The sequence below is a fragment of the Brevundimonas aveniformis DSM 17977 genome, from assembly GCF_000428765.1.
GTDB classification, from domain to species: Bacteria; Pseudomonadota; Alphaproteobacteria; order Caulobacterales; family Caulobacteraceae; genus Brevundimonas; species Brevundimonas aveniformis.
In genome coordinates, this window is the sequence record NZ_AUAO01000002.1 from 433,862 (window position 1) to 450,313 (window position 16,452).

The 16,452-nt window shown below is 63.7% G+C and carries 17 protein-coding genes; 9 read left to right on the top strand and 8 right to left on the bottom strand.

The features are described from left to right. Positions 1-2: 2 nt before the first annotated feature. Complete coding sequence (locus G391_RS0107450) at positions 3-494, bottom strand: VOC family protein (protein WP_029087129.1); 492 nt, start codon at positions 492-494, stop codon at positions 3-5. Further along, entirely contained in the window at positions 494-934 is a 441-nt protein-coding gene (locus G391_RS14215) for a VOC family protein (protein ID WP_035303975.1), read from the bottom strand. Before G391_RS14215 ends, G391_RS0107450 begins: the two co-directional genes overlap by 1 nt. Before the next feature lie 147 nt (positions 935-1,081). Between G391_RS14215 and G391_RS0107460 the strand changes: the two genes are divergently transcribed. Both G391_RS0107460 and G391_RS14220 read left to right on the top strand, forming a co-directional pair. Continuing rightward, a complete protein-coding gene (locus G391_RS0107460) occupies positions 1,082-1,735 on the top strand; it encodes a hypothetical protein (protein ID WP_029086963.1) in 654 nt (217 codons plus the stop codon). Next, on the top strand, positions 1,732-2,352 hold the full coding sequence (locus G391_RS14220) for a mechanosensitive ion channel family protein (protein ID WP_051257215.1): 621 nt from the start codon (positions 1,732-1,734) through the stop codon (positions 2,350-2,352). The genes G391_RS0107460 and G391_RS14220 overlap by 4 nt, the downstream gene beginning before the upstream one ends. 8 nt (positions 2,353-2,360) lie before the next feature. Here G391_RS14220 and G391_RS0107470 read toward each other — a convergent pair whose 3' ends face one another. Further along, positions 2,361-2,573: a hypothetical protein gene (locus G391_RS0107470; RefSeq protein ID WP_029086964.1), complete on the bottom strand. Its 213-nt coding sequence runs from the start codon at positions 2,571-2,573 to the stop codon at positions 2,361-2,363. Between the two features lie 79 nt (positions 2,574-2,652). Continuing rightward, positions 2,653-3,801: a TMEM43 family protein gene (locus G391_RS0107475; RefSeq protein WP_169719098.1), complete on the bottom strand. Its 1,149-nt coding sequence runs from the start codon at positions 3,799-3,801 to the stop codon at positions 2,653-2,655. Positions 3,802-3,942: 141 nt separating this feature from the next. Between G391_RS0107475 and G391_RS0107480 the strand changes: the two genes are divergently transcribed. Genes G391_RS0107480 through G391_RS0107490 form a run of 3 tightly spaced genes read left to right on the top strand, consistent with a single transcriptional unit; the run spans position 3,943 to position 6,688 of the window. Continuing rightward, entirely contained in the window at positions 3,943-5,088 is a 1,146-nt protein-coding gene (locus G391_RS0107480; RefSeq protein ID WP_029086966.1) for a StlD/DarB family beta-ketosynthase, read from the top strand. Continuing rightward, positions 5,028-5,768 carry an iron-containing redox enzyme family protein gene (locus G391_RS0107485; protein WP_035303980.1) on the top strand — a complete coding sequence of 247 codons (741 nt, stop codon included), beginning with the start codon at positions 5,028-5,030 and terminating at the stop codon, positions 5,766-5,768. Before G391_RS0107480 ends, G391_RS0107485 begins: the two co-directional genes overlap by 61 nt. Further along, the gene (locus G391_RS0107490; RefSeq protein WP_245572057.1) at positions 5,765-6,688 is read left to right on the top strand and encodes a DUF6999 family protein; all 924 of its coding nucleotides are present in this window, start codon (positions 5,765-5,767) and stop codon (positions 6,686-6,688) included. Before G391_RS0107485 ends, G391_RS0107490 begins: the two co-directional genes overlap by 4 nt. 149 nt (positions 6,689-6,837) lie before the next feature. On the opposite strand, the gene G391_RS0107495 is transcribed toward G391_RS0107490, so the two are convergent. Continuing rightward, positions 6,838-8,328, bottom strand: a complete 1,491-nt coding sequence (locus G391_RS0107495) for a hypothetical protein (protein WP_029086969.1) — start codon at positions 8,326-8,328, stop codon at positions 6,838-6,840. Between the two features lie 225 nt (positions 8,329-8,553). Between G391_RS0107495 and G391_RS0107500 the strand changes: the two genes are divergently transcribed. The 4 genes from G391_RS0107500 (at position 8,554) to G391_RS0107515 (ending at position 13,363) form a co-directional block, all read left to right on the top strand. Continuing rightward, the gene (locus tag G391_RS0107500; RefSeq protein WP_029086970.1) at positions 8,554-9,945 is read left to right on the top strand and encodes a response regulator; all 1,392 of its coding nucleotides are present in this window, start codon (positions 8,554-8,556) and stop codon (positions 9,943-9,945) included. Between the two features lie 89 nt (positions 9,946-10,034). Then, the gene (locus G391_RS0107505) at positions 10,035-11,807 is read left to right on the top strand and encodes an SLC13 family permease (protein WP_029086971.1); all 1,773 of its coding nucleotides are present in this window, start codon (positions 10,035-10,037) and stop codon (positions 11,805-11,807) included. Between the two features lie 90 nt (positions 11,808-11,897). Then, positions 11,898-12,227, top strand: coding sequence for a PadR family transcriptional regulator (locus tag G391_RS0107510; protein WP_029086972.1), 330 nt, complete (start codon positions 11,898-11,900; stop codon positions 12,225-12,227). Positions 12,228-12,256: 29 nt separating this feature from the next. Further along, positions 12,257-13,363, top strand: a complete 1,107-nt coding sequence (locus G391_RS0107515) for a hypothetical protein (RefSeq protein WP_029086973.1) — start codon at positions 12,257-12,259, stop codon at positions 13,361-13,363. On the opposite strand, the gene G391_RS0107520 is transcribed toward G391_RS0107515, so the two are convergent. From G391_RS0107520 to G391_RS0107530, 3 genes are read right to left on the bottom strand one after another with little or no spacing between them, the layout of a single operon-like run. Then, positions 13,360-14,409 carry a mechanosensitive ion channel family protein gene (locus G391_RS0107520; RefSeq protein WP_051257216.1) on the bottom strand — a complete coding sequence of 350 codons (1,050 nt, stop codon included), beginning with the start codon at positions 14,407-14,409 and terminating at the stop codon, positions 13,360-13,362. The two genes, G391_RS0107515 and G391_RS0107520, sit on opposite strands and share 4 nt — an antisense overlap. Before the next feature lie 12 nt (positions 14,410-14,421). Continuing rightward, on the bottom strand, positions 14,422-15,345 hold the full coding sequence (locus G391_RS0107525; RefSeq protein WP_029086975.1) for a pirin family protein: 924 nt from the start codon (positions 15,343-15,345) through the stop codon (positions 14,422-14,424). Continuing rightward, positions 15,342-16,370: a Vgb family protein gene (locus G391_RS0107530; RefSeq protein ID WP_029086976.1), complete on the bottom strand. Its 1,029-nt coding sequence runs from the start codon at positions 16,368-16,370 to the stop codon at positions 15,342-15,344. Before G391_RS0107530 ends, G391_RS0107525 begins: the two co-directional genes overlap by 4 nt. Positions 16,371-16,452: the final 82 nt, after the last annotated feature.

The following is a 16,452-nucleotide window of genomic DNA, read 5'->3' on the forward strand; positions in this document are numbered from 1 at the left end:
CTTTACAATGCAGCGTCCGCCGCTGCCAGGATGGCGGCGATGTCCAGTTTCTTCATCTGCATCATGGCCTCAAAGCCGGCCTTTGCGCGAGCGGGGTTGGCTTCGCGATGCAGGTCCATCAGGGCGCGGGGCGTGATCTGCCAGGAGACGCCCCAGCGGTCCTTGCACCAGCCGCACATGCTCTCGGACCCGCCGTTGCCGACGATGGCGTCCCACAGGCGGTCCGTCTCGGCCTGATCCTCGGTCTGGATCAGGAAGGAGACGGCCTCTGTCGGGGTGAACATCGAGCCGCCGTTCAGGCCGAGGTAGCTGCGCCCGGCGAGGGTGAATTCGACCAGCAATTCCTCGCCCTCTTTCGAGGAGGGATTGTCGGCGGGACTGAGCGCCACATGGTCGATGCGGCTATCAGGCAGGCCGAGCGAGACGTAGAATTCGGCGGCCTTCTTCGCCTGGCCGAGGTCGAACCAGATGCAGGGGGTGATCTTGTCGGCCATCAGACGGTGTCCTTCGCAGCCATGTCCGGTGGGCCTTCGGCGGCGGCCTGTGGATCCATCCAGACGTTTTCCCAGATGTGGCCGTCCGGGTCGGCGAAGCTGCGCCCGTACATGAAGCCGTAGTCCTGGCTCGGCGTCGGGTCCGGCCGACCGCCGGCGGTGCCGGCCTGTTCGACGACGCGGTCGACAGCGGGCTTGTCCGGGCGGGTCAGGCACAAAAAGACCTGGGCGCCCTTGTGGGCGTCATGGATCGGCACGTCGCCGAAAGTTGCCCATTTCGCGTGGGTCAGCAGCATCACATAGATGGTGTTCGACAGGACCATGCAGGCGGCGGTGTCATCCGAGAACATCGGGTTCTTCGTCGCGCCCACGGCCTCATAGAAGGCGATGGAGCGGTTCAACTCAGTGACCGGCAGGTTGATGAAGATCATCTGATCCATAGGGCGCTCCATAGACGCGATCGGGTCGGCCAGAACGAGGTGAGGCAATGCAGTGGTGGCTGGCAAGATGAAATGTGCAGGGCCGGATTTGTTCGCCTTGCCGGACAAGGCGAGCTAGGCTCCCTCTCGATTCCGGGAGGGAGCTGCATGAGCTGGATGAACATTGCGCGCGTGCTCAAGGTCTTGGCACTGGTGCTGTTTCTGACGCCCTGGCTGGTGGTGTCGTGCCAAGGCAGTCCGTTGGTGGAGGCCACGGGGCTCGACCTGATCACCGGAGACGTTCAGCCATCTCAAGATAGTCCGCTTGGCTCGATGATGGCCCAGGCCGAGGTCGATGCGGAAGCACCTGACGGCACGACCGATCAGGACGAGCAACAACCCGGTGGCGGCGTTCTGGAGGACGGTCGCTGGTGGGCCCTGGCGGGTGCCGTTCTGATCGGGCTCAGCCTCGTGCTCGGATTTATCCTGAAGCCGGCCCGGACCGCTGCTCTCGGGGCCGTCGTGGCGGGGGCGCTGGCTCTGGTCGCCCTGGGCGGCGGCATGGCGTGGACCGATCGCGCTTTTGACGCACAGAAGAGAGAGGCGCTGCAGGGTCAGTCAGTGGGCGACACCGAGATGGATCAGTTCGGTCGCAACCTGGCGGCAGGCATGGTCGGTGCCATCGAGATGGAGATCAGGCCTGGCTATTGGGCGACCTTGGCCGCGCTGGGTCTGGGCGTGCTGACGGCGTTCATGGCCATGAGCGGAGCTGCCCTGCCCAAAATCACCGTGACGACGCAGGAAAGCCAGAGCTCCCAATGACGAGCCACGCCCGACCACCCGCGGAGCAGGCGGTCCTTCAGACTGGTCTGGCTTTTGTCGACCCGACGACGGTGCATGGTGCGGTCCTGCTGGGCCTGATCATGCTGGTGGGCGGGGTCGTCCTGTCGGTCATTATTCGCCGAATGCTCCGTGAGGTGATGATCCATGACCATTCCCAGCGGATCGACCTGATTGCCCTGTCGTTTCTGAGCCGCCTGCTGATCCTGTCGCTCTGGCTGGTGCTGGCGACCCTCTATGCTCATCTCGTGCCGGCCCTGAACAGGCTGGGAAATGCCTTGCTGGCGGGGGTGGGTCTGGCCTCGGTGGTTATCGGCTTCGCCGCTCAGACGACCCTGGGAAACCTCGTCTCGGGGATTAGCCTGGTGCTCTACAAGCCTTTCCGCAAGGGGGATCGCCTGTCCGTATTGGCCCCGACCGCAGATCAGTGCGAGACGGGTGTGGTCGAGGACATTTCGCTCGGCTTCACGTCGTTGAAGACTGACGATGGACGCCTGATCATCGTGGCCAATGGTACCATGGCCCAACAGACCATGATCAAACTGCCGCCGGTCCCCGCGGCTGCAGGTCCGGTCAAACCATCACAGGCCAAAAAGTAGGATCGCCGCTACGCTCGGATGTCGAGCAAGGCTTCGGTCATGGCGTCGGCGGTTTCGAGCACCTGAAGATTGGCGGTCAGTTCGACGACGGCCTTGAGCCGTTCGACCGCCTCATCGGCGACATTGTCCAGCGGATGGCGAGCCGTGCGCTCGGCGCTGGCGGCAAAGCGGTCGAAGGCGTTGCGGATGCCGGAGGCGGCATTGGAATAGACGGCGTTCATGGGTCCCTCGCGTTCTGCGAGGGGTCAGAATGCGCGACGCACCGCTAAGGTCGCGTGGACGAACGGGGTAAACGAAACCCTAGCTGGCGGAGACGGCTCCGGCCTGTGCGGCTGCGGTAGCAGCCTTGCGCTTCAGCCGCAGTCGCCCCGTTCGCCACAGCAGGAAGGCGATCCCGGCCACGACCGCAAGAATGCCGACCGACAGGAGCGGGCGCACGGCCAACCAGGCGATGGCAATGATCAGGCCACCGAGAACAACACCCAGGAGCGTTGAGATCAGGCCCAGGCCCATGCCGACCACGGCACCGACCGGGGGCACGACGTCGGCCAAAACCCGCAAGGGATGCAACAACATGCCGAAACCCGTGATCAGCATGAACAGACCTCCAACGCGCAGTCCCCAAAGCATGGCGCGGTTTGCCGCCTGGGCTCCCTCGAACATCTGGGCGGCCCCGACGGTCCCGTCCTCGACGAGCAGGATGGAGCTGCCATTTCGGGTCTGGAAAGCCCCCAGCCCGTCACCCATCTGGGCGGCGACCACGCTGATCGTCCCCGGCCGGACGACACGCCAGCTGATGCGGGTATCGCCAATCTCAGGCGTTGAGGGGTCGGATCCGAGATAGAGTTCTGAGGCGGAGACGGTGGCCCGCCGGCCCGACTGGTTGAGAAGGGCGTTCTGGGTGTCGCCATCCAGGGTCAGCGGTTCTGACGAACCGATTTGCTCAATGATACGGGTGTCCAGACGATAGGCACCAAGGCGAGCATCCGACGAGGTGAAGCTGGCGGCTTCTACGGGGAAGCTCGGGTTCTGGTGGCCATTGGGATTGTGGAAATTGCTCGAATCCTCGTGGCTGGTGGACCAGACGCGCTCGTACTCGTAGGTCGTCACGGTTTCCTGGCCACCTCCCATACGGGTTCGCGTCTCGCTGCGAGAGGTTTCGCGCCACTGATACATCTCGACATCGCGCATCAGCCGCAAGGCCTGGACGCTGACCGGCCAGGAACTGTCGTACAGGCTGTCGGACACGGTCGTCTCACCCGTCAGGTGGATCAGGGCTCCGTCGTGGGTCGGATCAATCGTGTTCACGTCCACGCTCTGAACGACCCCGGCTCCCTCGTTGAGCGCTCGCTCGCGTTTGACTGCACGGCCTTCATTCCAGCCCAGCAACCACATGCCGGCGAACACAATGATCAAGCCGATGAGGATGCCGCTAAAGGCTTTTCCCAATCGAGAAAACCAGCCTGTTTGCGTTGTGACGACATTTGGATCTGACATGGAGCCCTCCCGATTCGTGATGCGTAGCATCGTTCTTTCGATGAGTCAGCGGGCCGCCTTGCCAGCGACAAAAGCTCGGGGTCTGATCCTCGAATGATCGAATCCGACCGACTTCGCGACGCCTATATGACGGGGGTTGGCGCCTTCTTGCCGGGCCCTCGGATCGGCAATGCGGAGATGGAAGATTTCATCGGTCGGATCGGCGGGCGATCGTCCGTGGTCGGGCGGCGTGCGTTGCGCTGGAACGGGATCGAGGGGCGTTACTATGCCCTGGACGCCTCTGGACAGCCTCTGCATTCCAACGCCTCGATGTGTGCGCTGGCGGCACAGGCGGCCCTCGATGATGCGGGGCTCGACAAGGGCGCGCTCGGTTTTCTGGCCGCAGCGACCACCCAGGGTGACCTGCTGGTGCCCGGCCATGCCAGTGCCGTGCAGGCGGAACTGGGGGCGGGGCCGATGGAGATTGCGAGTTTCCAGTCGGTCTGCGCCTCGGCCCTCATGGCGGCCAAGGCGGCGTGGCTGAATGTCCGGGCCGGCGAGGCGGACGTGGCCCTGGCCTGTGCAGGGGAGTTTTCGTCGCGCTGGTTCCGACCTGAATTCTATGAAGGTACGGCTCTGGTCGACGCCAAGGGGCGACCCGCCGTGGAGGCGGACTTCCTGCGTTTTACCCTGTCAGACGGAGCCGGGGCGGTGGTGATGGAGCCGACACCCCGACCCGAGGGGCGGAGCCTGAAGGTGCGCTGGATCGACATGGTGTCGCTGGCCGGGCGGTTTGATCCCTGCATGTGGGCCGGGGCGGCGACCGCGGATCGCGCTGACATGAAATCGGCCTGGAGCCACGCCGGACCGGTGGCGGCCCATGCGGCGGGGGCGGTGGCGCTGTTGCAGGATTTTGAGCTGCTCAAGATCGTCATCCGCGCTTGGATCGGGGTCTGGCTGGAGAAGGTGGACCAGGGGCGGATCGTGCCGGACACGGTCGATCACCTGCTCTGTCACTATTCGGCGAAGAGCCTGCGCGAGGAGATCGTCGGGCTGTTGAAGGACACCAAGGCGATGATTCCCGAAGAGAAGTGGTTCAGTACCCTGCGCGAAAGCGGAAACGTCGGTTCGGCGTCGATCTGGATCATGCTCGACGCGTTCATGAAGAGTGGACGGGCCAGGCCGGGCGAAACGGTGCTGTGTATCGTGCCCGAAAGCGGGCGGGCGATGATCGGCTTCATGATGCTGGAGGTGGTGTAGTGGCGGATGGCATGCAGACCGATCAAGTGGCTGACACCCTGCGCAAGCTGGCGGTCGTGTTTGCGGATTTCGAGCAGCGGCTTGAGGCGACGCCGCTGATCCGCAAACTCCAGCGCGGACGGTTCGAGCTGACGGACTATCAGACCTTTCTGGTCAATCTGCGCCAGCAGGTGAAGGACGGGGCCCTGTGGATGAGCCGGGCGGCGTCGAACATCGGAGAGGCCCACCTGGAGCTGCGATCAACCTTGATGCGGCATGCGGTGACGGAGCATCGGGACTTCCGCTTGCTGGAAGCGGACTACGTCGCGACCGGCGGCGATGTGGAGGTCATTCGTGCGGCCTCCAAGAATGTCGGCTCCGAAGCCCTGTCGGCCTGGATGTTCCACGAGGCGTCGAGGCCGGATCCGTTTGGCCTGTTGGGGGCCATGTGGATCATCGAAGGGTTGGGGTCGATCAAGGCGAAACCCTGGGGGCAGAAGGTCAAGGACCGCTTGAACCTGCCGGACGAGGCGGTGAGGTTCCTGCTGTACCACGGCGACAATGACGCCGATCACATGGAGGAGTTCCAGGAGATGCTGCGAATGGTCCTGCCGGATGAGGCCGTGGCCGAGCGCATCGTGATGACGGCGCGCGTCACCGCGCGGCTATATGTCCTGCAGATTGAGGAGATCGCGGCGTGAGCACCGCCCAGGTTCGGGACGATCCCTTCAAGACGATGGCGCACGATCCGAACGACCCGGACCCGTGGCTGGCCCTGTATCTGGATCACAGTCTGCCGATCGATGAGACGGCCAAGCGATGCCTGTTGGTCGGTCAGCGATCCTGGTCGCGGCGGTGGCTGTTTCCGGTGAGCCGCCCGCTGGTGTTCCTGTGGTTCTGTCTGGTCAAGGTGTTTCGGGCAATCACCCCGAACTGGCCGAACCTGAACGGCCTGCTCCACAAGACCATCCATTGGGGCCTGCGGACCTTCGGCAGCCCTGAGACGAACACCCTGATCCTGAGGCACTTCCATGTCGGCACAGAGCTGTTGGCCTTCATGAAGGCCAATGCCGGGCTGGGAGCCGATGTCGAGAGGGTGACAAGTCATCCGCTCAGGCCGACCCGCCTCAAGGACATCGAGGACAACCTCTTTCTCCAGCACGACCTGAATGTGTTCAACTTCATCATCGAGCTGAACCAGGCGCTACAGGCACAGGAGCGCGAGTTGATGCCGGTCGCGCGCCCGGATTTCTCGATGATCTCGGATACGCTGCCGGAGTTCGAGGATCTGCCGGACGGCCGGCTCAACAAGATTGACGTGCAGACGGCGGTGGAGTTCTACACGCCGATGTATGCGCTGATGCTGCCTCGCGCGGACTTTGTGCGCGCGGCCCATTCGCTTCAGCTGGACGAGACGGTGGCCATCTATATCGCCCGCATTCTGGGAACCGACTACCATCTGAACTTCGTCAAGAACGGCCACCCGATGATTGCGCTTTCGACGCTCCAGGCCGGCTTCAGGCTGATGATGCATGGGCTGGACTGTGAAGCTCTGCACGGCTGGCTACGCGTGCTCAAGGCAAGGCAGGCGGCGGGGTTGGCGCTGGACCCTGGCACGTGAGTTGCCGTGTCGAAAAAGTTGCGAAGCGATCGCGCCGCAAGTGACAAGGTTCGCGGAATCGTCTCGCTGAACTGACGAGTGACCGGACTCAATGTCTCGGCTCGTCTTGTGAGGTTGCCATTTCGGTGCCTCGCAGTACGGCGCAGGGGTTAGAACTGAGGCCCGAGGATAGGCATGTCGAGTTCTCGCCCGACAGCGTCTCGAGCTGCGATCACCTCGGGACGTGCTGCGACGCGTTGATGAGCCGCGGTGATCCGGGCATCGAATTCCGTCGGATTGGGAAACGGGCGATAGTTGTGGAGGTCCTCGACGGCAGCGGCCATCAGGTCCGGATCTTCGAGCCTAGTGAGGGTCAGTGAGGCGAGCGCGTCCTCATCACCCACGCAGGCCAGTGCACCTGCATAGGCATCGGGAGCATCGTGCCAGTTGGTTCGGAGGTAGGTCATGGAAGTGGCGACCAAATCCGAGTCGCCAAGGGCCTGCGCGGCGCATGCGCGTACCTGAACCGCCTGCATCTTGCCGAAGGCACTGACGTCATCTCCAGAATCCAGGTGGGCAACCATGTTCAGGGCATCCTGCGGACGGCCGAGGCGGACATAGAGCCAGCCAAGATTGATCGCCTGACTAATGTTGCGCCCTCCGCCTTCACGACGCCCTGCGGCGGTTTGCTGTGCGACCAATGCATCGTCGTGAATTCCCAAAGCCATCAGTGCACGAGAGCGGGTATCGTAGGCCCATGAGATGTTGCGCCAGAGATCCGATGCATCATCTTCTGTAAGAGTGGCGAGAATGGAATCGGTGACAGCCAGCGCGTCCTGGTAGTGGCCGGCGCGCATCAAGGCGAAGGCCAGGTCAACCCGACCATCGGCGCTTGGATCGGCCCCTTCGGCGCGCGCTCGGAGTTGGGCAATATCGCTCGATACAACCGTGGCCATGTCGAGGGCGGGAGCTCCGGCCATCGAGCGAAGCTGATCATATCGGCGAAACCCGTACAGGCGGACCACGGCATACGGCGCGCGGATTTCGGCCACGAGCGAAATCGCATGCGCCATGTCGTCGCGATCCATATAGTCATCAATCAGGTCCATCCAGAGCCCGTCGTCGATGTCGCCGCGCCAACCGGACTCGAAGAGTGCCACACGAAGGCGGTATCTGACCTCGTCGCTGATCTCGGAGTCCCTGGCGAGCAGCAGCACAAACATCTCATCCAGTCGGTCGCGTACCTCTGTTGATCGCTGCAGTGCTTCGATCATGACGAGCGCTGTGTCGTTGCGACGATTCAGGCCGGACAGCGCATCCATGCGATTGAACCAGGTTTCTGAACCGGCAGACGGGTAGGACGTCGCGCGTTCGAGGGCGGCAGCCGCTTGCTCCAGCTGACCTGCGTCAAGACTCAGCGCGCCGATCAAAGAGTAGATCGCTTCCTGGAGGTCAGCGGGGTACTGGGAGAAGGAGGCGCTCGCCTGGACGCGTCGAGCCAAGGCAAGTGTGTCCTCAGACCTGCCCTCTCGAATCGCCGCCTGGAGCTGGGCGAAAATCTCCCCATCGCTGCGAACTGATTGTGAAGGTGCCGCGACCGTTGTCGGTACGGCTGCGCCCAAGACTCCGCCGATGGCAAGAATGACGGCAAGAATCCTCATGCCCGCCTCCCAAATCACGGTGACAGTTGCCCCACAACTATACGTCTAGTTTAGCAAGGCTAGGTTCTGTTGGCTACGCATGCTCTAGGCAAGGTAGGCGGCGGGGCTGGCGTTGGATCCACACAACCCTGGCGGCAGCTAGCAGCCAAAAAGTCCGCGTTTAAACATAAAATAACGCTGGGCTGCTTAGGTTGCGGGTCAGATTGGCTTGGGGCCCCACGACATATGAGTTCAGGTGAGCTTCCCGAGGCAGCGGGCTGGGACCGACTTCGTCGACCGGTCTGGCTGTTCGACAATGTCGTCAAGCGCCACATCTATGCCAATGACGCCGCCCTGACGCTTTGGGGGGCGGAATGCCGCGAGGAGTTCCTGGCGCGCGACTGTTCAGATCAGTCCGAGGCCGTGAAGGCGCGAACCCAACGCATTCTGGACGATACGGCCAATGGGGAAGTGATCTCGGAGCGGTGGACGTTCTACCCGCACGGCGAGCCCAAGCCGACCAAGATCCTCGCGAGTACCCACTATCTGGCCTGTGGCCGGGCCGTCATTCTGATGGAGGCCGAGGCGTTGCAGGTCGACGCCGATCAGGCGCGCTCGCTGGAGGCTTTCCGGCATTCGCCGACCGTGATCGGTCTGTTCGAACGGGATGGCCGCGCGCTGTTCCGAAATCCGGCGGCGTACAACACCTTTGGTCCGGGCGATCTGCATCTGGACAAGCGGTACCTGAACCTCAGTGCGGCGGAGGATCTCCTTGAGATGGCCTGGGCCGGCACGCCTAGCTCCGGGCTGCTGCGTGCGATGACGCTGTCCGGCGAGCGTTGGATGCATACCTCCGCACGCAAGGTGGTGGACCCCGTGACCGGGGGCGATGCCCTGCTATGGGCCAGCCAGGACGTGACCGCCCAGATCGAGGCCGAACTGTCGCTAGCCCAGACGGCCGAGCGGGCCGAAAACGCCGAAGCGCGTGAGCGCCGCTTGACGGAACTCAGCCACGAGATGCGTACCCCCCTGAATACGATCCTGGGGTTTGCGGAGATCCTCGGTCGCTCCGCGGAATGCCCGGAACAGGCGGACCGTCTGGAGCGCATCCTCGCGTCCGGTCGCCGTCTTGATGATCTGGTTTCCGGAATGCTGGCTGACGACGGCACAATCCCGGTGGATGCGCCGCCTCGTGCCGAGGCCGAGATCGAGCTTCACGCCACACCGGCCCCGTTGCGAATTCTGTATGCCGACGACCATGAAAACAACCGCATGGTGGTGACCGCCATGCTCGCGGCCATGGGCTGGGAGTGCGATACCGTCAACGACGGTGCGGAAGCCGTCGAGCGGGTCCAGAACGGGGAATACGACCTGGTCCTCATGGACATTCAGATGCCCAATATGGACGGCGTCGATGCCACGCGGGCCATTCGCTCAATGGGGGGGCTGGCCGCGCAGGTTCCCATCATCGCCCTGACGGCCAACACGCTGGAAACCCAACTCCGCCGCTATCGCGCGGCGGGTATGCAGGACTGTCTGAGCAAGCCGGTGGCCATGGCGGCCCTGATGCAGACCGTGGTTGCCTGGGGTGCCACCGAGACGGCTGTCTTGATGGGCGACCGGATCCACCAGGCCTGACCTCACCTTTGTAGGGTCTAGCGGACTTCCATCTTGCAGCCACGGCAGCTCTCGTGCGTTGTGTGCGCTGAGTGGATGAGGAATGCCGGGTGACACTCCAGCAAGGACTAGCCTTCGGCTTGGTGGGCCTGACGATTGCGGCCTTCATCTGGGGGCGTTTTCGCTATGACCTGGTGGCCTGTGTGGCGCTTGTCGTGGGTCTGGCCGTCGGCGTCATCCCGGCAGAATCCGCGTTCGACGGTTTTCGCAACGACGTGACCGTCATCATCGCCTGTGCCCTGATTGTGTCGGCGGCATTCTCCAGGTCCGGCATCGTCGAGTGGGCGCTGAAACCGCTGACGCCCTTGCTCAAGACAGAGCGCGCCCAGACGCCCGTGCTGACGGCGGTGGTGACCCTGTTGTCGATGTGCACCAAGAATGTGGGAGCTCTGGCCATCATGCTCCCGGTGGCGATGCGAGTGTCGAGCGTGACCGGGACATCGCCGTCGCGTCTGCTGATGCCGATGGCGGCCGGGGCCATGGCCGGCGGCATGGTCACTCTGGTCGGCACATCCCCCAACATCATCGTTTCGGAGGTGCGCCAGGACATCGTCGGAGAGCCTTTCGGCATGTACGACTATTCCCCCGTCGGGCTGATCCTTACGGCGCTGATCGTGGTCTTTGTCTCGATCACCTATCGGGTTCTGCCAGAGCGCCGCAAAGGCGGTGCGGCCCTCGGCGGTGCCGCGGACAACAGCTATCTGACGGAAGTGCGCGCGCCGGCCGACTGGTCCCACGTGACCGCAACGGTCACCGACCTGGAGGCCATGGCCGAAGGCCGAGTCAAGATTCTGGCCGTCATTCGTAACGGTGATCGTCGAGCTCATCCGCGCGGCAATGTGGTGGTCAAGGCAGGGGATGTCCTGGCCATCGACGGCTCGGAGGAGGCGCTGTTCCGCTTTCTGGAACGGGCCAAGCTGAGCCTGACGCGCAACGACAAGCCGGAGGTTCGGGCGGGACGCACCGAGGAACTCACCACCGTTGAGGCGGTGATCGGCCGCAACTCGTCCCTCAAAGGGCAGACCGTCCAGCAGTCGGACTTCTATGGCGAATACGGGATCAATCTGCTGGGGGTATCCCGGGCAGGGCTGGAAATGGTCCCGGGGTTTCGGCGGATGAAGCTGCAGGCGGGCGATATTCTCCTGTTGCAGGGGTCGGAGGAGGCCATGCCTTCGGCCATGTACGGTCTGGACCTTCTGCCTTTGGTAGAAAGGGATGTTCAACTCGGCAGCGTGAGAAGGCGGTTCCTTCCGGCCGTTGTCCTGGCTGTGGCCATGATCATGGTCGGGCTGGGTCTGGTCCATGTGGCGGTGGCCTTCTTTGCGGCAGCTGTGGTGACGGTGGCGCTCGGCGGCCTGAAGATGCGTGAGGCCTATGCGGCACTGGATGGCCCATTGCTCGTCCTTGTGGCGGCGATGATTCCCATTTCCAACGCGATCCAGGAAACAGGGGGATCGGCCCTCATCGGGGAGTTCTTGAGCGGCCTGTTCCAGAACATGCCTGGTGTCCTAGCCGTCGGCGGGGTGCTGCTGGCCTCCATGATCGTCACGCCGTTTCTGAACAATGCTGCGACCGTGCTGATCGTGGCCCCGATCGGCGCGACCATGGCCATTACGCTGGGCTTTCAGCCGGATCCTTTCCTGATGGCTGTCGCGGTGGGAGCCGCCTGTGATTTCCTCACGCCCGTCGGCCACCAGTGCAACACCCTGGTTATGCGGCCCGGCGGCTACAAATTCGAGGACTATGCCAAGCTGGGTGCCCCCCTCAGCCTGATGGTGGTGCTTGTTGCGCCGCCGCTCATTCTTACCTTCTGGCCGCTCTAGACTGACCTCGCCCATCTCCCTCTTGACGGTATCACACAGTATGCATCATACACTGTGTGTCACACACCATGTGACGGCGAGGATGTTGGAATGGGAGAGGCCGAGACATTTGAGGCCCTGCGCCTCGAGCTGCGCCGCGGGTCGCTGGTTCTGGCCGTCCTGGCGCGGCTGCGCAGCGAGCAGTACGGCTATTCCCTGCGGATGGCTCTGGCCGAAGACGGAATCGAGATGGAGGAATCGACCCTCTATCCGCTCCTGCGGCGCCTGGAGAGCCAAGGCCTCCTGACCAGCGAATGGCGCGAAGAGGCCAAACGCAAGAAGCGCTTCTATCGCCTCTCTGCCGAGGGCGAAGCTGTGCTGGCGCGCCTTCACGCCGAATGGCGCCGGATCTCAGCCTCGCTGGAAACGGTGCTGGCATGAACAAGAACTCAAGACATGGGGATGGGGCAATGACCCTGATTGACCGCTATCTGGCCGCTGTGGCGGCACAACTGTCCGCAGCGGGCCGGGACGATGTCGTGGCCGAGCTGCGTGACGACATTATGAGCCGCATAGAAGCTCGTCAGGAGGGCCTGGGCCGCGACCTGACACCTGACGAGATCGAGACGATCCTGCGCGAGATCGGGCACCCTCTTGCGGTCGCGGCACGCTTCGGATCCGGTCCGCAGCAGCTCATCGGGCCGGAGCTGTTTCCCTGGTGGATGTTCGGCGTGAAGGTTGGACTGATCGTTCTGGTGGCGATCACCCTGTTCAGCGTTTTGATCAAGACCATCAGCGGTCAGGATTTGAGTCAGGCTATCGGCCAGGGCTTCGCCAGCCTTTTCAGTGGGGCCATGACCTTGATCGGGGTGGCGACCGCCGCCGGCTACATCATCGAGAGGCAGGGCGAAAAGCCCAGTTTCATCACCAACTGGCGGGTGCGCGATCTCGGCTTCTTCGAGGTGGCCCGGCTGGATGCAGAGGGGTTCAATCACGCGCTGGGCTCCGGTGCCGGCGCGCCGGAAAGCGTCCGCAAGACCCAGCGGATGTCACCGGTAGCCCGGGCGCTGTCGAGTGCCGTCGCCGCCGCCGTCCTGACAGCCTGGTGGGCCGGAGCCATTCTCTTCGGCGGTGTTCCGTTGAACGAGTGGGTCGTGGTCGTCGCAGGTGTCGACTACACCCACGCGGTTCGCGAGACCGTTAGCCTGATTTTCTGGCCGGTCGTGGTCTATGGTGTGTCGCGTGTGCTGTTCGATGTGTTCCGGGCAGCCAACCCACGCGCCGTGCGGCTGGCGGCCGTGGGGGATATCGCCCTAGCGTGCGCACGCTTCGTCTTTACGGCTTGGCTGTTGCTGATCTCGCCGTTGAGCCGCGCCCTAGAGGTCGGCGACCTTCGCCAGGCGCTCGAGCGGACCTGGGATACGGTCCAGACCGGGTTTCAATCCGGCGTGTGGAGCCTCAGCGGCATCGTGGTGATGATCATGGTGATGTCGTTGCTGGAGCCGGCTGGGCGGATTCTGATCAGCCTCGTCCGGTTGGTCACGGGCGTGGATCGCCGTTTGGAGCCTAGCCGCTAGGACCGGCCCTCGGGCACCTCTTCGACGTCGTCGGTGGGTTTCATCAGCTCGGCGGCGGCGTCGTTGGCGACGGCGGGTGAAACGGCAGCGGCTGGTTTCTCGGAGGCCGGGCGATGTTTGACGCCCAACAGATCCAAGGCCTCGTCTCCCTCGCGCCCCAAGATCGACCGGATGCGCAAATCTGTCTGTGGGAAGGGGATCTCGATACCCGCTTCGTCCAGCGCCTCGGCGATGGCCCAGGTGTAGGCGGCGTGCATGGCGGCGGGGCGCTTGACCGCGTCCTGCGTCGGCCAGACCAGGAGTTCGAAATCCAGGCCGCTCTCGCCAAAGCCAACCAGCCAGACCTGAGATTTGCGATCCTCGGTTTCCGGTAGGGTAAAAGGTGACGCCTTGGCAGCCGCAAGCACGGCTTCGCGCACCACGCCACGGTCAGCTCCGTAGGCGACCGAGAACGGAATATGGATGCGCCGCGTGTCACCTCTCAGCGTCCAGTTGGTGACAGGTTCTTCGATCAAGCGTGAGTTCGGCACCAGAACATTGATGTTGTCGTTGGTGCGGATGCGCGTGGCACGCGGACCGATCTCAACCACCTGCCCGCGGATGCCCTTGTCCAGCTCGACATAGTCGCCGATGTGAACCATGCCGTCGAAGATCAGGAATATCCCCGACACGAATTCCTTGACCACACCCTGAAGGCCCAGTCCGACGCCGATGCCGATAGCCCCGGCAAAGACCGCGAACGACGACAGATTCAGACCCGCCGCCGACAGGGCAAACATCACGCCGACGACAAGGATGGCGTAGCCCGCCAGCTTTTCGAGCAGATACAGGGCGGCGGCGCGGCGTGGCGACTGGTTGCGCACCCGGCGAAGGCCGCGGGTCACTAACCAGGACAGGGCCAGGGTAACCGCCAGGATGATACCGGCGGTGATCAGTCCACCGACGGTGATCTGAACCCCTGCAACGTCGAACAGGCGGGCGCGCTCGATCTCCTGAGCAACCTCGGGAATCTGAAGGTCAGTGACCGTTGCCGCGTTGAGAGCCATGATCCGAAAATCCTAGACGGGATCGGTCGGGGCCGGGAATTGCGTCGTTGATCCCGGCTCTTCGGGCAGGGGGATGAACTCATGGTCGTCGCCGGCCGGCAGTTTCATCCGCCCGGCTTTCCAGTCGGCCTTGGCGGCATCCAGGCGGTCCTGGGTTGAGGCGACAAAGTTCCACCAGATCAGCCGCGGCCCGACCGGCTCACCTCCCAGCAGCATCACGGTCGACGGTTCGATGGCGGTAACGACGGGCTCAGCGTGGGGTTCGAGAATGGCCATCTGGCCGGCGTTCAGGCGGCGGTCGCCGACCTCGACGGCTCCCGTAGCGACATAGATCGCCCGTTCGGAATATCCGCCGTCTCCACTGCCGCGCGGAGGGGCCGCGCGAACGCCGGGGGCCATTTCCCAGTGGACATAGAACAGCGGGGAGGCCACTGGCACCGATGCGCGCGCGCCATAGGCCTCGCCGGCAACGAGGCGCGCGAACAGGCCCGCCTGTTCATAGGACGGGAGGTCGGCTCCGGCATGATGCGTAAAGGACGGATCATCGTCCTCACGTTCCAGTGGCAGGGCGATCCAGGCCTGCATACCGTTCAGCTTTCCGCCCGTCGCCACCCGTTCGGGCTCGGTCCGTTCGGAATGGACGACCCCCTTGCCGGCGGTCATCCAGTTCACCTCGCCCGGCAGGATGATGTTGTGCGCCCCGGTCGAGTCCCGGTGCGTCATCTCTCCTTCGAACAGATAGGACAGGGTCGACAGACCGATGTGCGGGTGCGGGCGGACATTGATGGCGTCTGCCCCAGGCGCGAATTCCGCCGGCCCCATATGGTCCAAAAAGATGAACGGCCCGACCATGCGTTTGCGCGCGAACGGGAGAACCCGGCCGACCTCGAAACCTCCCAGGTCCTTCTTGCGGGCGTCGATGACCATCTCGATCATGGGCGGGGCTCCGTCAGTTGAATGCTGGCAACAATGGCCGGGTCAGGCGTGGCGCTCGAAGGCTGGCCGTCCTGCCCGAAATCGGACCACTGGCTGCGCGCGATGAAGACAAAGGCATTCCCCGAAACGAAGCCCGTCGTCGGCTCCATCAACGGATCGCCCCGGATCAGAAGCTCCCCTTCGCGCACCTCGGTCCAGTCTGGTGACAGGGTCAGGGACAGGACACTGCCCGGAGGCGCACCGTTGTGGATGGCGACGAGGCGGTTGCCGTGACGTGCAAGACCGTCAAGGCCCCGTACCGATCCGTTGTCAGGCATCCGCACCGGCTGCATGGCTCCGGTTGAGATGACGACGCGGTGCAGGCCGGTCCCATAGTTCGAGAAGATCAACCAGTTGCCGTCGTCAGAAACGACCAGGCCCTGAGGCGAGGCCCGCTCCGGCGCATCCACCAGGTGCACCAGTCGGCCCGAACCCGGTGACAGCATGTAGATGCCGCCTCCGAGGCTGTCGCTGACGAAGACTGTTCCATCCGGGCCGAGTGCCAGGTCGGTCAACTGACGACCGGGTTCAGGCATGGCATAGACGGCCTGGACCTCGCCCGTATTCAGGTCGAGCCGCATCAGCGCGGTGCCGCCTTCCCCTTCGATCTGGTCATAGAGGGTGTTGGAACTGGTGATCCACAGGTGCCCGCGCTCACGATCCGAGATCATGCCGAAGACCCCCTGGGTGTCGCCTTCACGCGTGAAGCGGGTCAGCGTCCCGTTCATGTCGAGCCGATAGACCCCGGCGGTGTGGATCGAAGAGACGAGGAGCCGTCCGCGCGCATCCAGAGCGACGCTCTCCAGAAGAAGGGGCTCGGCAGGGCTGCGCGCCAGCACGGTCACGCCCTCGGGGGGCGCAGGTACGACCTGGACTGTCGGTCCGGGGCCGGGATCATCAGGTCCGCCCAACAGCCGTTCCGCCGTTGCACAGGCCGCCAGAAGCGGCAGGACGGCGAAAACACCGATGATGGAACGATGGGCCATTGAGAACACTCCGAGTTGCCGACAAGCCTAGCCTTCTCGCCCGTTGTTGGGCAATCCGATGTCCGCAAGCGGGTGACTCCGG

Excerpts from the sequence above, each read along its gene's own strand:
- G391_RS0107520 (WP_051257216.1), bottom strand. The coding sequence starts at position 14,409 with ATGGCTCTCAACGCGGCAACGGTCACTGACCTTCAGATTCCCGAGGTT.
- G391_RS0107460 (WP_029086963.1), top strand. The coding sequence starts at position 1,082 with ATGAGCTGGATGAACATTGCGCGCGTGCTCAAGGTCTTGGCACTGGTG.
- G391_RS14215 (WP_035303975.1), bottom strand. The coding sequence starts at position 934 with ATGGATCAGATGATCTTCATCAACCTGCCGGTCACTGAGTTGAACCGC.
- G391_RS0107515 (WP_029086973.1), top strand. The coding sequence starts at position 12,257 with ATGACCCTGATTGACCGCTATCTGGCCGCTGTGGCGGCACAACTGTCC.
- G391_RS0107510 (WP_029086972.1), top strand. The coding sequence starts at position 11,898 with ATGGGAGAGGCCGAGACATTTGAGGCCCTGCGCCTCGAGCTGCGCCGC.
- G391_RS0107480 (WP_029086966.1), top strand. The coding sequence starts at position 3,943 with ATGATCGAATCCGACCGACTTCGCGACGCCTATATGACGGGGGTTGGC.
- G391_RS0107500 (WP_029086970.1), top strand. The coding sequence starts at position 8,554 with ATGAGTTCAGGTGAGCTTCCCGAGGCAGCGGGCTGGGACCGACTTCGT.
- G391_RS0107530 (WP_029086976.1), bottom strand. The coding sequence starts at position 16,370 with ATGGCCCATCGTTCCATCATCGGTGTTTTCGCCGTCCTGCCGCTTCTG.
- G391_RS0107495 (WP_029086969.1), bottom strand. The coding sequence starts at position 8,328 with ATGAGGATTCTTGCCGTCATTCTTGCCATCGGCGGAGTCTTGGGCGCA.
- G391_RS0107525 (WP_029086975.1), bottom strand. The coding sequence starts at position 15,345 with ATGATCGAGATGGTCATCGACGCCCGCAAGAAGGACCTGGGAGGTTTC.
- G391_RS0107450 (WP_029087129.1), bottom strand. The coding sequence starts at position 494 with ATGGCCGACAAGATCACCCCCTGCATCTGGTTCGACCTCGGCCAGGCG.
- G391_RS14220 (WP_051257215.1), top strand. The coding sequence starts at position 1,732 with ATGACGAGCCACGCCCGACCACCCGCGGAGCAGGCGGTCCTTCAGACT.
- G391_RS0107470 (WP_029086964.1), bottom strand. The coding sequence starts at position 2,573 with ATGAACGCCGTCTATTCCAATGCCGCCTCCGGCATCCGCAACGCCTTC.